The sequence below is a fragment of the Klebsiella sp. GW_Kp181 genome (assembly GCF_040062315.1).
GTDB lineage: Bacteria > Pseudomonadota > Gammaproteobacteria > Enterobacterales > Enterobacteriaceae > Klebsiella > Klebsiella oxytoca.
Genome location: NZ_JBEAFR010000004.1, coordinates 127007 through 142057, shown reverse-complemented (window position 1 = coordinate 142057; position 15051 = coordinate 127007). Strand labels below are relative to the sequence as shown.

At 57.7% G+C, this 15051-nt stretch carries 14 protein-coding genes; 7 read left to right on the top strand and 7 right to left on the bottom strand.

The features are described 5' to 3' along the window. Positions 1-146: 146 nt before the first annotated feature. Positions 147-1295 carry an iron-containing alcohol dehydrogenase gene (locus ABLV11_RS04845; RefSeq protein WP_004106682.1) on the bottom strand — a complete coding sequence of 383 codons (1149 nt, stop codon included), beginning with the start codon at positions 1293-1295 and terminating at the stop codon, positions 147-149. A gap of 121 nt (positions 1296-1416) precedes the next feature. Between ABLV11_RS04845 and ABLV11_RS04840 the strand changes: the two genes are divergently transcribed. Continuing rightward, entirely contained in the window at positions 1417-2040 is a 624-nt protein-coding gene (locus ABLV11_RS04840) for a glutathione S-transferase (RefSeq protein ID WP_004106681.1), read from the top strand. A 51-nt stretch (positions 2041-2091) separates the two neighbouring features. Here ABLV11_RS04840 and gorA read toward each other — a convergent pair whose 3' ends face one another. The 4 genes from gorA to ompR form a co-directional block, all read right to left on the bottom strand. After that, a complete protein-coding gene (gorA, locus tag ABLV11_RS04835; protein WP_004106680.1) occupies positions 2092-3444 on the bottom strand; it encodes a glutathione-disulfide reductase in 1353 nt (450 codons plus the stop codon). Positions 3445-3518: 74 nt separating this feature from the next. Beyond that, positions 3519-4361, bottom strand: coding sequence for a 23S rRNA (adenine(2030)-N(6))-methyltransferase RlmJ (locus ABLV11_RS04830; RefSeq protein ID WP_004106679.1), 843 nt, complete (start codon positions 4359-4361; stop codon positions 3519-3521). Positions 4362-4544: 183 nt separating this feature from the next. Further along, positions 4545-5906, bottom strand: a complete 1362-nt coding sequence (gene envZ / locus ABLV11_RS04825) for a two-component system sensor histidine kinase EnvZ (protein ID WP_004106678.1) — start codon at positions 5904-5906, stop codon at positions 4545-4547. Then, complete coding sequence (gene ompR / locus ABLV11_RS04820) at positions 5903-6622, bottom strand: two-component system response regulator OmpR (RefSeq protein ID WP_001157751.1); 720 nt, start codon at positions 6620-6622, stop codon at positions 5903-5905. The genes envZ and ompR overlap by 4 nt, the downstream gene beginning before the upstream one ends. 237 nt (positions 6623-6859) lie before the next feature. On the opposite strand from ompR, the gene greB reads away from it, so the two are divergent. The 5 genes from greB (at position 6860) to feoC (ending at position 13000) form a co-directional block, all read left to right on the top strand. Then, positions 6860-7339 carry a transcription elongation factor GreB gene (gene greB / locus ABLV11_RS04815; RefSeq protein WP_004106676.1) on the top strand — a complete coding sequence of 160 codons (480 nt, stop codon included), beginning with the start codon at positions 6860-6862 and terminating at the stop codon, positions 7337-7339. 101 nt (positions 7340-7440) lie between these two features. Beyond that, complete coding sequence (locus ABLV11_RS04810) at positions 7441-9771, top strand: Tex family protein (RefSeq protein WP_004106674.1); 2331 nt, start codon at positions 7441-7443, stop codon at positions 9769-9771. Positions 9772-10180: 409 nt separating this feature from the next. Next, positions 10181-10408 (top strand): ferrous iron transporter A, encoded by a 228-nt coding sequence (feoA, locus tag ABLV11_RS04805; RefSeq protein WP_004106673.1) that lies wholly within the window; start codon positions 10181-10183, stop codon positions 10406-10408. 27 nt (positions 10409-10435) lie between these two features. Further along, the gene (gene feoB / locus ABLV11_RS04800; RefSeq protein WP_004106670.1) at positions 10436-12754 is read left to right on the top strand and encodes a Fe(2+) transporter permease subunit FeoB; all 2319 of its coding nucleotides are present in this window, start codon (positions 10436-10438) and stop codon (positions 12752-12754) included. A 9-nt stretch (positions 12755-12763) separates the two neighbouring features. Then, the gene (gene feoC, locus ABLV11_RS04795; protein ID WP_004106668.1) at positions 12764-13000 is read left to right on the top strand and encodes a [Fe-S]-dependent transcriptional repressor FeoC; all 237 of its coding nucleotides are present in this window, start codon (positions 12764-12766) and stop codon (positions 12998-13000) included. A 161-nt stretch (positions 13001-13161) separates the two neighbouring features. On the opposite strand, the gene ABLV11_RS04790 is transcribed toward feoC, so the two are convergent. Both ABLV11_RS04790 and bioH read right to left on the bottom strand, forming a co-directional pair. Next, positions 13162-13431 carry a YdgH/BhsA/McbA-like domain containing protein gene (locus ABLV11_RS04790; RefSeq protein ID WP_004106665.1) on the bottom strand — a complete coding sequence of 90 codons (270 nt, stop codon included), beginning with the start codon at positions 13429-13431 and terminating at the stop codon, positions 13162-13164. A gap of 110 nt (positions 13432-13541) precedes the next feature. Next, positions 13542-14324, bottom strand: coding sequence for a pimeloyl-ACP methyl ester esterase BioH (bioH, locus tag ABLV11_RS04785; protein WP_134883544.1), 783 nt, complete (start codon positions 14322-14324; stop codon positions 13542-13544). 37 nt (positions 14325-14361) lie between these two features. Here bioH and gntX point away from each other — a divergent pair, with 37 nt between their 5' ends. Further along, positions 14362-15036: a DNA utilization protein GntX gene (gntX, locus tag ABLV11_RS04780; protein ID WP_134883547.1), complete on the top strand. Its 675-nt coding sequence runs from the start codon at positions 14362-14364 to the stop codon at positions 15034-15036. Positions 15037-15051 lie beyond the last annotated feature (15 nt).

The following is a 15051-nucleotide window of genomic DNA, read 5'->3' as shown; positions in this document are numbered from 1 at the left end:
TCTGAACAATCGGTTCGGAGTTTTTGCTTTAACTTTTTGATCTACCGGATTAAAACCGTTTTAACCGCTGCGTATTGCGTTGAAAAATTCGGAGATTTCGTTTTGCAACAAAATCTAAATTCCCGGGCGCTGCCGCTATTCAGCCATTACTCCCACGCGGCTTCCAGCAGCTCCAGTAGCTGCTCGCTGGTCAACGTGACCGGGTTAGCCTTCATGGATGAGGAGCTGCTGGCGGCGAGGGCCGCAGGCTCCAGCGCTTCGCGGGGGACGCCGAGATCGCGCAGATTACCCAGACCGGCGCGCTGGCTCCACTCGCGCAGGCTCTCCCATGCGCTGTCAGGATCGGAATCCAGCCCAGCGGCCAGCCACTGGCGTACATCCGCAAAACGCTGGCGGAGGCGTGCGTCGCTAATTTGTGCTTCGTTGAGCGCCAGGCCGAAGGGGAGCAGACTACCGCAAAGTGCGCCGTGGGCAGCGTTGCTCAGGCCTCCCAGCGGACCTGCCAGGCCGTGAACCACGCCGAGTCCGGCATTGGCTAACGCCAGTCCGCCGCACAGGCTGACCCACGCCATCTCATCGCGGCTATCCGGACACTCATGTTCCATCAGCGTTCTGAGCGCTTTCATGCCGCGCGGGATCGCCTCCCGACAGAGTGCGTCGGTAAAAGGATTCGCGCGGGTGCACAGCCAGGGCTCAATCACCTGGGTGATAGCGTCGAGACCGGAGGCTAAGGTCACCGCGCGCGGCGCGCTGTCGGTGAGGGACGGGTCGATAATCGCCAGGTCCGGCAGCATGCGGTCGTCACGCAGGCTGACCTTGCGCTGCTGCTCGGGGACGTTAATCACCGCGTTCTTTGTGACTTCCGCGCCGGTACCGGCCGTCGTGGGAATGGCGACGAACGGCAGCGGATTGGCCTCTAATATGCGGCCGCTACCCACCACTTCCAGGTATTCGATCGCGGGCCCCTGCGCGGGAACCAGCGCCGCAATAGCTTTGCCCGCATCAATGACCGCGCCGCCGCCGAGGCTGACGATGGCGCCGACGCCTTTTTCCCGTGCCAGACTCACGCCCCGTTCAATATCCTGCAGGCAGGGTTCATGGGCGATAGAGAGTGTGGTGACGTGCAGCCGAAGCGCGTGGAGTTCGCTTAGCAAGCATTCCGCGCGCTGCGGGGTGGCGCCGTGAATCAGCAGAATCTTTGTCGAGCGCCCGGCGAGCCAGGGGGCCGCGCTTAGAGCAAGGCCGCGCCCAAAGCGGATATTGCCCGGTGTTAAAACGTTAAAAGAGGTCAACATGTCGGGTAACCTGTCCTGGAGAAAAATCGTGCAATCCACTATACACATTATCCGGCTGTACATGAGCCGCCGATGCAGTATTGTGAAACAACCATCTCTTTTGATTGAGGAATTGCTGACAATGATAAAAATACTGGGCAAACGCTCATCAATTAACGTGCGTAAGGTACTGTGGACCTGTGAAGAAGCGGGAATAGCATATCAGCAGGAGGATTACGGTAGCGGGTTCCAGTCCATCGAGACTCCGGCGTTTCGCGCCCTTAATCCGAATAGCCTGGTCCCGGTGCTGCTGGATGGCGATTTTGTGCTGTGGGAGTCAAACAGCATCTGCCGCTATCTGGCGCGCAAAGCCGGGCGGGAAGACCTGCTCCCCACGGCGCCGCAGGCTGCCGCCGAGGTTGAGCGCTGGATGGACTGGCAGGCAACGGAATTCAATACTGCCTGGCGCTACGCCTTTATGGGACTGGTGCGCAAGGACCCGCGTTTTCAGGAACCGACGGCTATCAAAGAGAGCATTGTCGCCTGGACCCGCTGCGTGCAGATCCTCAATGCGCAGCTTCAGCAAACCGGGGCATGGGTTGCCGGCAGCCAGTTTACGCTCGCGGATATCGTCCTGGGACTGTCGGTGCATCGCTGGAAAATGACGCCGTTCGCGCATCCGGAAATGGCCGAAGTGGAGCGCTGGTATATGGCGCTGAATCAGCGCCCGGCGTTTAAGCGCCACGGCAATAACGGCGTGGCGTAAAGATAAAAAAAGAAGCTCCGGAGAGCTTCTTTTTCATGTACGGTGCGCGTGTTACCGCATCGTCACAAACTCTTCCGCTGCGGTTGGGTGGATCGCCACGGTATTGTCGAAGTCTTTCTTGGTTGCGCCCATCTTCAGCGCCACCGCGAAGCCCTGCAGCATTTCATCCATACCGAAGCCGATACCGTGAATGCCGACAATTTTCTCTTCCGGGCCGACGCAGACCAGCTTCATGCGGCACGGCTGGCGGTGTGAAGTGACGGCGGTATACATGGCGGTGAAAGAGGATTTATACACTTTTACCGCCTCATCGCCGTACTGCTCGCGCGCCTGCGGCTCGGTTAAACCGACGGTACCGATTGGCGGATGGCTGAATACCACGGTCGGGATGTTGCTGTAGTCCAGATGTTCGTCCGGCTTGTTGTTAAACAGACGCTCGGAGAGACGGCGGCCGGCGGCAACGGCGACCGGAGTCAGCTCGACGGCACCGGTATTATCGCCGACGGCGTAAATACCCGGAACGTTGGTATTCTGGAATTTATCGACGACGATATAGCCTTTATCGGTGGTTTCCACTCCGGTAGCAGCAAGATTGAAGTTATCGGTTGCCGGTTCGCGACCGATCGCCCAAATCAGGCAGTCCACGGTCTGGCTGCGGCCATCTTCCAGCTCCAGGGTCAGGCTGCCGTCGGCGTTCTTCACTACCGCTTTCGGAATGGCATGGGTATGCAGCTGTGGGCCTTCGGCGTTCATCACCTCAACCAGCGTTTCAACGATCAGCGGATCGAAGCTACGCAGCGGCGCGTGTTTACGCACGAACAGATGGGTCTCCGCGCCCAGTCCGTTAATCACGCCCGCCAGCTCAACGGCGATATAGCCCGCGCCGACTACCGCAACGCGCTTCGGCAGCGCCGGCAGTTCGAAGAAACCATCGGAATCAATACCGTACTCGACGCCGGGAATGCTCGGATGGCTCGGACGGCCGCCGGTGGCGATCAGAATATGGTCGGCGGTTATCGTCTCGCCGTTAACTTCGACGGTTTTCGCATCGACAAAACGGGCGAAGCCTTTAATGACATCGACCTTGTTTTTGCCCAGCACGTTATCGTAAGAGGTGTGGATACGATCGATATAGGCGCTACGGCTGGCGACCAGCTTATCCCAGTCGAAGTGATTAATTGTGGTATCAAAACCGTAATCCGGGCCATACAGATGGATGGCTTCACGGATCTGCGCCGCATGCCACATCACTTTCTTCGGTACGCAGCCGACGTTCACGCAGGTGCCGCCCAGGTCTTTGGCTTCAATCAGCGCACACTTTTGGCCGTACATAGCGGCACGGTTAATGGAGGCGATACCGCCGCTGCCGCCGCCAATGGCGATATAGTCATAATGCTTGCTCATGAGTCTTATCCTTAATGTCTGATTGGCGCGATTGTATACCTGAAATCACCAGGTTCCACCGATTGCTGTGATTGTTACTCAGGCACGATCCAGCTGACGGTGGCATGGCCGATACCGGTCGGCACCAGCTTTTTATGTAGCCAGGGCAGAACGTTGTTCATCTGCTGCTCCAGCTTCCACGGCGGGTTGATGACGATCATCCCGGAGGCGGTCATCCCGCGCTGGTCGCTATCCGGACGCACCGCCAGCTCGATTTGCAGAATTTTGCGAATGCCGGTGGCCTCTAACTCTTTGATCATGCGCTTAATCTGCGCACGCAATACGACCGGATACCACAGCGCGTAGGTGCCGGTAGCAAAGCGTTTGTAGCCTTCATGAATTCCGGTGACCACCGCCTGGTAGTCACTTTTGATTTCATAAGGCGGGTCGATTAGCACCAGGCCACGACGAGATACCGGCGGCAGCTTAGACTTCAGCTGCTGATAGCCATCGCTTTTTTCAACCCGGGCGCGGTCGTCTTTCTGGAACTCCGCGCGCAGCAGCGGAAAATCGCTGGGATGCAGTTCTGTCATCTGCAGGCTATCCTGCTCGCGCAGCAGTTGGCGGGCAATCAGCGGAGAGCCGGGGTAGTAGCGCAGCTGGCCGCTACGGTTGAAGTGCTGGACCACGGAGATATACGGCTCCAGCTCGGCGGGCAGGTCATCCTGCTGCCAGATGCGGGCGATACCTTCAAGATACTCACCGGTGCGCTCGGCATGTTCGCTGCTCAGCTGATAGCGGCCAGCGCCGGCGTGGGTGTCCAGATAGAGAAACGGTTTTTCTTTCTCTTTGAGCGATTCAATGATCAGGCTCTGAACGGTGTGTTTTAGAACGTCGGCGTGGTTGCCTGCGTGAAAGCTGTGGCGATAACTGAGCATGGATGCGGTGATTCCGGGAATTAAACAAGATAACCGATAGTTTACCGCAGATCCGCCTGGATTACCGCTGCGGTACCGTGCTGTTTTAATTCCTGCTGGTATTATCTGAGAAGCGACTCCCCGGAGGCGGTGCTGGCGCACCTGTCCGGGCTACCGGCCCGCAGCCAGCTGATGATTGCGGAATTAGCTCTCTTTTGTGGGTTTTACCGCCGGCAGGGCGCGATGCATCGGCACCGGCAGCCAGGCGCGAATTAATAATCCGCCGCGTTCGCTGGAGCCAAGTTCCAGCTTGCCGTTATGGTTATCGATGATGCGCTGAACGATAGCCAGCCCGAGGCCGGTTCCGCTAATCGTTCGGGCGCTGTCACCGCGAACGAAAGGCTGGAACAGATGTTCGCGCTGCTCCGGCTTGATTCCCGGTCCATCGTCTTCGACCTGGAACCAGGCCCGGTTACCTTCGCTGCCGCTGCTGACCTTGATCCAGCCGTTGCCGTAGCGGGCGGCATTGACCACCATATTCGCCAGCGCGCGCTTGATGGAGAGCGGATGCACGCGCAGCGGGATCTCTCCCGGCTGCAGATCGGTAGCGATTTCCCGCTCATAGCCGCTCTCCGCCGCAATCACTTCGCCCAGCACCGCATTCAGGTCCACCAGCTCCACCGGCATCTCCTGACCGGTGCGCAGATAGTCGATAAACTGCTCGATAATGGCGTTGCACTCTTCGATATCTTTATTAATCGACTCGGCGAGGTAGCCGTCCTCTTCGCCCATCATTTCCGTCGCCAGACGGATACGCGTGAGCGGAGTCCGTAAATCGTGGCTCACCCCGGCCATCAGCAGCGTACGGTCGTCCGCCAGTTGCTTAACGCCTGCGGCCATATGGTTAAAGGCACGTGTCACCGAACGCACCTCTGATGCGCCGTATTCGCGCAGCGGCGGAGGGATAATCCCTCGCCCGACCTGCAGCGCGGCGTGCTCCAGATCGACCAGCGGTCGGTTCTGTATACGAATAAAGAGCCAGGCGCCGCCAATCGCCAGCAGCATGATCGCCAGGGTGTAGCGGAACAGCGGCGAGAAGTCGCCCTGGTGGATTTCGGTCAGCGGTACGCGCACCCAGATATTGGGGGAGAGCCAGGTTTTCAGCCACACCACGGGGGAGCTTTTGTTGACCTCAACCCGCACTTCGGTCGGCCCGCCGAGCTGGTGCGCCATCTGCTGGCTTAAGAATTCATAATGCTGCGCCCAGCGCAGGCCTGCGTCTTCCGCCGCTTCGTTGGAATAGAGCGAAATGCCCAGCTCGCGGTAAATTTCGCGGCGAAACGCCGGCGGAACCACCAACTGGGTGCCGTCTTCCAGCTGCAGTTTATCGGTCATCAGCATACGCACTTCGTAGGCCAGAACCTTATTAAACTGCTGGAGACTGGGCAGGATCGCGAAATTCAGCACCACTAAATAGGTCGTCACCAGGCTGGCGAACAGCAGGGTGACGATCAGTAGCAGGGTACGGGCAAACGAGCTTCGCGGCGAAAAGCGCACGCGTTTCATGCCTTAGAGCCGTCCGGGACGAAAACGTAGCCCAGGCCCCATACGGTCTGGATATAGCGAGGATGCGCCGGATCTTCTTCCACCATGCGGCGCAGGCGTGAGATTTGTACGTCGATGGAACGCTCCATGGCTGAATACTCACGGCCGCGGGCGAGGTTCATCAGCTTATCGCGGGACAGCGGTTCGCGCGGATGGCTCACCAGCGCTTTTAGCACCGCGAATTCACCGCTGGTCAGCGGCATGGGTTCATCTTCACGGAACATTTCGCGGGTGCCGAGGTTCAGCTTGAATTTACCAAAGGCGATAACCGCCTCTTCCTGCGAGGGCGCGCCCGGTAGTTCGTTGGCCTGACGGCGAAGCACGGCGCGGATACGGGCCAGCAGCTCGCGCGGGTTGAACGGTTTTGGGATATAGTCGTCGGCGCCGATTTCCAGGCCCACGATTCGGTCAACTTCTTCCCCTTTCGCCGTGACCATGATGATCGGCATCGGGTTGCTCTGACTGCGCAGGCGGCGGCAAATGGACAAGCCATCTTCGCCCGGCAGCATAAGATCCAGCACCATCAGGTGGAAGGATTCACGGGTCAGCAGGCGATCCATCTGTTCAGCGTTCGCCACGCTACGAACCTGGAAGCCCTGCTCGGTCAGATAACGTTCGAGTAGCGCACGCAGGCGCATGTCGTCATCGACAACCAGAATCTTATAATTCTCTTGCATTGTTTATACTCCCAAAGGTTCACTGCAATTGTCAGTACGTATTCTCAAAAAAGCCCGGGTCGCCCACCAGCGAAATCTGGTATATATTCCAGGCTAAATTGTTACAAAGCATATTTAACAGCAGCTTAAGTATACATTTAAGCATAAGACGCATTATTTATCCTGTTGCTATTATGACGCGCGACGAATTGTGCGCAGCATTGCACAAAGATTTGTAATCAGGAGCCGTAACCTTCGATGAAAACGCCGCTGATCACCCGTGAAGGGTATGAAAAACTGAAGAAAGAGATGGATACCCTGTGGCGCGAAGAACGTCCGGAAGTCACTAAAAAAGTGACCTGGGCGGCGAGCCTTGGCGACCGCAGCGAAAACGCCGACTATCAGTACAATAAAAAGCGCCTGCGTGAAATCGACCGCCGGGTGCGCTATCTGACCAAATGCCTCGAACAGCTGAAAATCGTCGATTATTCGCCGCAGCAGGAAGGAAAGGTCTTTTTCGGCGCCTGGGTAGAGATTGAAAACGATGCGGGCGAGACGAAGCGCTTTCGGATTGTCGGCTACGATGAAATCTTTGGCCGCAATGACTACATCTCCATTGATTCGCCAATGGCGCGCGCGCTGCTGAAAAAAGAGGTCGGCGATTTAGCTATCGTTAACACGCCCGCGGGCGAGGCTGCCTGGTACGTGAACGAAATTGAATACGTCAAAGCTAAATAGGTGCGGAACATTCCGAGAGGCTTGGGTCGCGGCTGGCATTTTAGCGTGCCAGTCCGTATAACTATCCCCCTGATTTTTGATCCTAAAGATGAATTAAACCGATGATGAATGATTCGCTCTGCCGCATTATTGCGGGTGAACTTCAGGCCAGGGCTGAACAGGTAGAAGCTGCCGTTCGCCTGCTTGATGAAGGGAATACCGTGCCGTTTATCGCACGCTATCGTAAAGAAGTCACCGGCGGTCTGGATGACACGCAGCTGCGTAATCTGGAAACCCGCCTGGGTTACCTGCGAGAACTCGAAGATCGCCGCCAGGCGATCCTGAAGTCCATCGGCGAGCAGGGCAAGCTGACCGAGGCGCTGGAAAAAGCCATCAACGGGACGCTGAGTAAGACCGAGCTCGAAGACCTCTATCTGCCGTACAAGCCGAAGCGCCGCACTCGCGGGCAGATCGCCATTGAGGCCGGGCTGGAGCCGCTGGCCGAGCTGCTGTGGAACGAGCCCTCTCATGACCCGGAAACCGAAGCTGCCAAATATATCGACGCTGATAAAGGCATCGCGGACAGCAAAGCTGCCCTCGATGGCGCGCGCTATATTCTGATGGAGCGCTTTGCTGAAGATGCGGGCCTGCTGGCGAAAGTGCGCGACTATCTGTGGAAAAACGCCCATCTGGTGGCCACCGTCGTTAGCGGCAAAGAAGAGGAAGGTGCGAAATTCCGCGACTACTTCGATCACCATGAACCGATCTCCACCGTGCCGTCGCACCGCGCGCTGGCGATGTTCCGCGGCCGTAACGAAGGCGTGCTGCAGCTCTCTTTGAACGCTGACCCGCAGTTCGATGAGCCGCCGAAAGAGAGCCACGGCGAGCAGATTATTATCAACCATCTCGGCCTGCGCCTGAATAACGCTCCGGCCGACGGCTGGCGTAAGGGCGTGGTGAGCTGGACGTGGCGTATCAAGGTGTTGATGCACCTGGAAACCGAGCTGATGGGCACCGTGCGCGAACGCGCGGAAGACGAAGCCATTAACGTCTTTGCCCGCAACCTGCACGACCTGCTGATGGCCGCGCCGGCCGGACTACGCGCCACCATGGGGCTCGATCCTGGCCTGCGCACCGGCGTAAAAGTCGCCGTCGTTGACGGCACCGGCAAACTGGTGGCTACCGATACCATCTACCCGCATACCGGACAGGCCGCTAAAGCGGCGGTAGCGGTTGCCGCACTGTGCGAAAAGTACAACGTTGAGCTGGTAGCGATAGGCAACGGTACCGCCTCGCGTGAAACCGAGCGCTTCTTCCTCGACGTCCAGAAGCAGTTCCCGAAAGTGACCGCGCAGAAGGTCATCGTCAGCGAAGCGGGCGCATCCGTGTATTCCGCCTCCGAGCTGGCGGCGCAGGAGTTCCCGGACCTCGACGTTTCCCTGCGCGGCGCGGTCTCTATCGCCCGCCGGCTCCAGGACCCGTTGGCCGAACTGGTGAAGATCGACCCGAAATCCATCGGCGTCGGCCAGTATCAGCATGACGTCAGCCAGACCCAGCTGGCGCGTAAGCTGGACGCGGTGGTGGAAGACTGCGTGAACGCCGTTGGCGTCGATCTGAATACCGCCTCCGTTCCGCTGCTCACCCGCGTTGCCGGCCTGACCCGCATGATGGCGCAGAATATCGTCTCCTGGCGCGATGAGAACGGTCAGTTCCAGAACCGCCAGCAGCTTCTGAAGGTTAGCCGTCTGGGGCCGAAGGCCTTTGAACAGTGCGCGGGCTTCCTGCGTATCAACCATGGCGATAACCCGCTGGATGCCTCAACCGTGCACCCGGAAGCGTACCCGGTGGTGGAGCGCATTCTGGCGGCGACTCAGCAGGCGCTGAAAGATTTGATGGGCAACAGCAGCGAGCTACGTCATCTGAAAGCCGTTGATTTTACTGATGAGAAATTCGGCGTGCCGACGGTCACCGACATCATCAAAGAGCTGGAAAAACCGGGCCGCGACCCGCGCCCGGAGTTTAAAACCGCCCAGTTTGCCGATGGCGTAGAAACGATGAACGACCTGCTGCCGGGGATGATCCTCGAAGGCGCGGTGACCAACGTCACCAACTTCGGCGCGTTTGTTGATATCGGCGTTCACCAGGACGGCCTGGTGCATATCTCTTCCCTTTCGAACAAGTTCGTTGAAGACCCGCATACGGTGGTGAAAGCGGGGGATATCGTGAAGGTCAAAGTGATGGAAGTTGATCTGCCGCGCAAGCGTATCGCGCTGACGATGCGTCTGGATGAACAGCCCGGCGACAGCAACGCGCGCCGCGGCGGTGGGAACGATCGCCCTCATGGCAACCGCCCGGCGGCGAAGGCTGCTAAACCTCGCGGTCGTGAGACGCAGCCTGCGGGCAACAGCGCGATGATGGACGCGCTGGCGGCGGCGATGGGTAAAAAACGCTAAACTCTCCGGCCCCTTTTGTCGAGGGGCCGCATTTCTTCCGGCATTCGCCATATTGTGCAAACAAGCATCAGTATTTTCTTATAACGTCGTAATAAGCGCGAAATGCGGACGGTGAGATTATTATTTTCATTTCGTTAACTATCGAAACCTTAATTAAACATTTGGTCATTAAGAATTATTATTATTTCGACGCCTGTTACAAAATAGAGTTTGCTCAATATCAACAAAAGCTCAATCTCCTGTTTAAAAAAACAATCGACCGCATTATATGTATTGATGATAAAAACTATTCTCATTATCATTATTTGCATTGAATATTTTTTATTCTTCGTTGGCTACGGTCCCTTGCGCCGCATCTTCGGCGCGTACGGAAAACTCTTTTTCAGTTGGCGATACACAAGTAGGTCCTATGCAATTCACACCTGATAGTGCGTGGAAAATCATTGGTTTCTCCCGCGATATTAGTCCGGCGTATCGGCAGAAACTGCTGTCCCTCGGAATGCTGCCGGGTTCATCTTTTAATGTGGTTCGCGTGGCGCCGCTCGGCGACCCTATCCATATTGAAACCCGACGCGTGAGCCTGGTATTACGTAAAAAGGATCTTGCGTTAATTGAGCTGGAAGCGGTTGCACAATAATGCCTGACCGGCACTAAGAGCATGAATATGAAAAAATTAACCCTTGGTTTAATTGGTAATCCTAATTCCGGTAAGACTACCCTGTTTAACCAGCTCACCGGTGCGCGTCAGCGCGTTGGTAACTGGGCGGGGGTGACCGTTGAGCGTAAAGAGGGGGGCTTCAACACCACCGATCATCAGGTCACGCTGGTGGATCTTCCGGGCACCTATTCGCTAACCACTATCTCCTCGCAAACCTCGCTGGATGAACAGATTGCCTGCCACTATATTCTCAGCGGCGACGCCGACATGCTGATTAACGTGGTCGATGCGTCCAATCTGGAACGTAACCTCTATCTGACGCTGCAGCTGCTGGAGCTGGGCATCCCCTGCGTCGTCGCGCTGAACATGCTCGATATCGCGGAAAAACAGAACATCCGTATCGATGTCGACGCGCTGGCCGCCCGCCTCGGGTGCCCGGTTATTCCGCTGGTTTCCACCCGCGGACGCGGTATTGAAGCCCTGAAAATGGCGATCGATCGCCATCAGCAAAATCAGCCTGTAGAACTGGTGCACTATCCGCAGCCGCTGCTGCGCGAAGCGGACAAGCTGGCGCAGGTGATGTCCGGGGAGATCCCGCAGCGCCAGCGTCGGTGGCTGGGCTTACAGATGCTTGAAGGCGATATTTACAGCCGCGCCTACGCCGGTGATGCCGCCCATAAGCTGGACGTGGCCTTGGCGCACCTGAGCGAAGAGCTGGATGATCCCGCGCTGCATATCGCCGATGCCCGTTACCAAAGCATTGCTGCTATTTGCGATGCGGTCAGTAACACGCTTACCGCCGAGCCCAGCCGCTTTACCGCAGCGATGGATAAAGTCATCCTCAACCGTTTCCTCGGACTGCCGGTCTTCCTGTTCGTTATGTATCTGATGTTCTTACTGGCGATCAATATCGGCGGCGCGTTGCAGCCCATTTTCGATGCCGGTTCCGTGGCGATCTTTATCCACGGCATTCAGTGGATTGGCTATACCCTGCATTTCCCGGACTGGCTGACCGTTTTCCTCGCCCAGGGGATTGGTGGGGGGATCAATACCGTGCTGCCGCTGGTGCCGCAAATCGGCATGATGTATCTGTTCCTCTCCTTCCTTGAAGATTCTGGCTATATGGCGCGGGCGGCGTTTGTGATGGACCGCCTGATGCAGGCGCTGGGGTTGCCGGGGAAATCCTTCGTGCCGTTAATCGTGGGTTTTGGCTGTAACGTCCCTTCGGTGATGGGCGCGCGTACGCTTGATGCGCCGCGCGAGCGTCTGATGACCATTATGATGGCGCCGTTTATGTCCTGCGGCGCGCGGCTGGCGATTTTTGCCGTCTTTGCCGCCGCCTTTTTCGGCCAGAATGGCGCGCTGGCGGTCTTCTCGCTGTACGTGCTGGGTATCGTGATGGCGATTGCCACCGGTCTTATGCTGAAGCATACCATTATGCGCGGCGAAGCTTCGCCGTTCGTCATGGAGCTGCCGGTGTACCACGTTCCGCACGTGAAGAGCCTGATTATTCAGACCTGGCAGCGCCTGAAAGGTTTCGTGCTGCGCGCGGGTAAAGTGATCGTTATCGTTAGTATCTTCCTCAGCGCGCTGAACAGCTTCTCGCTGAGCGGTAAGATCGTCGATAACATCAACGACTCGGCGCTGGCGTCGGTCAGCCGGGTGATTACCCCGGTGTTTAAACCGATTGGCGTACATGAGGATAACTGGCAGGCGACCGTCGGACTGTTCACCGGCGCGATGGCCAAGGAAGTCGTGGTAGGGACGCTGAACACCCTCTACACCGCCGAAGATATCCAGAACGAAGAGTTCAATCCGCAGACGTTTAGCCTCGGCGATGAGCTGCTGGCTGCCGTGGACGAGACCTGGCAGAGCCTGAAAGATACGTTCAGCCTGAGCGTGCTGGCCAACCCCATCGAAGCCAGTAAAGGCGACGGCGAAATGGAAACCGGTGCGATGGGCGTGATGGGAAGCAAATTCGGCAGCGCTGCGGCGGCGTATAGCTACCTGATTTTCGTCCTGCTCTATATTCCCTGCATCTCGGTTATGGGGGCGATTGCCCGCGAGTCGAGCCGCGGCTGGATGATGTTCTCCGTCCTGTGGGGGCTGAATATCGCTTATTCGCTCTCTACGCTGTACTACCAGACCGTCAGCTTTAGCCAACATCCGCGCTACAGCCTGGTATGCATTCTGGCGGTGGTGCTGTTCAATATCGTGGTCTTTGGCCTGCTGCGCAGAGCGCGTAGCCGGGTGGACGTTTCGCTGCTGGCGACGCGCAAAACGCCGTCTTCCTGCTGCCAGAGTCCTGCTGGCGATTGCCACTAAGGAGCGATGATGGCGTCGTTAATTGAAGTTCGCGATATGCTCGCCCTGCAGGGGAGGATGGAAGCAAAGCAGATCAGCGCCCGCCTGCGTGCGCCGCAGCCGTTAATCGACGCCATGCTGGGCCGCCTGGAAGCAATGGGTAAAGCGGTGAAAACCACCGAAGATGCCGATGGCTGCCTCTCCGGCAGCTGTAAAAGCTGCCCGGAAGGCAAGGCCTGCCTGCGGGAGTGGTGGTCGCTGCGCTGAGATGTTTTCCGGTGTTTTTTCCGGAGGCGATGCTGCGCATCTGTCCGGGCTACGAGTTTGTGCGGTTTTGGGTTTGGTAGCCCGGACAGGCGCAACGCGCCGCCTCCGGGGAAGCCTCTGCGCCCTCGGGTGCAAGCGGGTCGTGAGACCCGCTTTCTGGCTTACTTGTAGACGTCCGCGTTAGCGTGAACCGTTTTTTCGTTCTTCTCGCCGGCAATTACCACGAAATAAGTGCCGCCCAGCTCATCCGCTTTTTTCGACAGATCGCGCTTTGCATCCATCGGAGAGGTTGTTCTTGAGGTCGTAATGGAACCGATTTTAGTCAGGTTCATCTTAGCCACTTCGTCTTTTTGGATCTCCTTGGCGGCGAACGCGCCAAAGGACAGGGAGCCAATCACCAGAGATGCAACAATTCCTGTAACAAGTTTCATAGCCTCTACTCTCCATTAGGTTGTTTTTTTAGGTCGCGGGTCCGGCGTGAAATAGTCAACCTCCGCAACAACCTAAGTATTGCTGCACCCTGCGTTTTTACCACGTCCCGCTAAAAATATTTACTGACCTCACGCTTCAGTTCGACCAGTTGAGCGCAAAACGACTGCGGATGCGAAATGAACGGCGCATGGGCGGCTTTATCAAAGACGAACGACGTGCTGCCGGGCCACATGGCGTCGAGAATCGGGACGATTTTACGCGGCACCAGGCCATCCAGCCGACCGTACAGGCGCAAAAACGGCATAGTGAGGGTAGATAACGGCTGGCGTAAGTCGGCGGTTTTGAGGATCTCCAGCCCGCCGTTTAAGACTTCCGATGATGGCATCGGTAGCGACAGCACCGCGCTTTTCAGCATTCTCGCATCCTGGCGTGCGCTCTCGGTACCCATGGTTTGCAGCGCCAGAAAGCGTTCGACGGTGCGTTGAAAATCTTCGCTCAGCTGCTGCTGGAATCCGCTCAGCACTTCGGGCTTGATGCCAGGCCAGCTGTCGTGAGCGCTAAAACAGGGGGAAGAAGCCACGGTAACCAGCGCCTGCACGCGATCGGGATGGGATAATGCTACCTGACTTGCTACCAGCCCGCCGAGGCTCCAGCCTAGCCAGATAGCGCGCTCCGGCGCTTTCTCCAGCACCCGCTGCGCCATCTCTTCCAGCGACAGAGCGCCAAAGCCGCCGCTGCGGCCGTAGCCAGGAAGATCGACGAGGTGCAGCGTAAAATGCGAGCGCAGCTGCGGCGTGATGCAATCCCACACCTGGGCATTCAGCCCCCATCCGTGCAGCAGCACAAGATGACAATTTCCTTCGCCCATGGTCTGCCACTCGATCGCGTTCATCAGTTACTGTTCTCTTTCCACCAATATGAGGGGAAATATGCTAACAGCACACAGCTTATGCTGGCTATGCCAAATGCCGCTGGCCATCTCCCGCTGGGGGATCTGTTCGCGATGCGCGTCGGCGCTGCTGGCCTGCGAACCGCTATGCCCTCAGTGCGGACTGCCGGCCCAGTCAAACACGCAGCCCTGCGGACGCTGCCTGCAAAAACCGCCGCCGTGGCAGCGGCTGGTAACGGTTAATGACTATCGACCGCCGCTGAGCGGCCTGATTCACCAGCTGAAATTCAATAAGCGGCCCGAGCTGGCGCCCGCTCTGGCACGTCTGCTGCTGCTGCGCATACGTCACAGCCCGGACCTTCCTCATCCGGACCGGATAATTAGCGTGCCGCTCTGGCAGCGCCGCCAGTGGAGGAGAGGGTTTAATCAGAGCGACCTGCTGTGCCGACCGCTATCCCGCTGGCTGGGCTGCGCCTGGCGTAGCGATGCGCTGACCCGCAGACGCCGCACCGCCACTCAGCATCAGCTCAGCGCCAGATTGCGCAAACAGAACCTGAAAAACGCCTTCCAGCTTGAATTGTCGCTACAGGGGCACCATATCGCCATTGTGGATGATGTCGTCACAACCGGAAGCACCGTCGCTGAGATATCCCGCCTGCTTTTGCGAAACGGCGCCGCGACGGTTCAGGTATGGTGTATATGCCGTACCTTGTAGACCCCTGCTGATGGG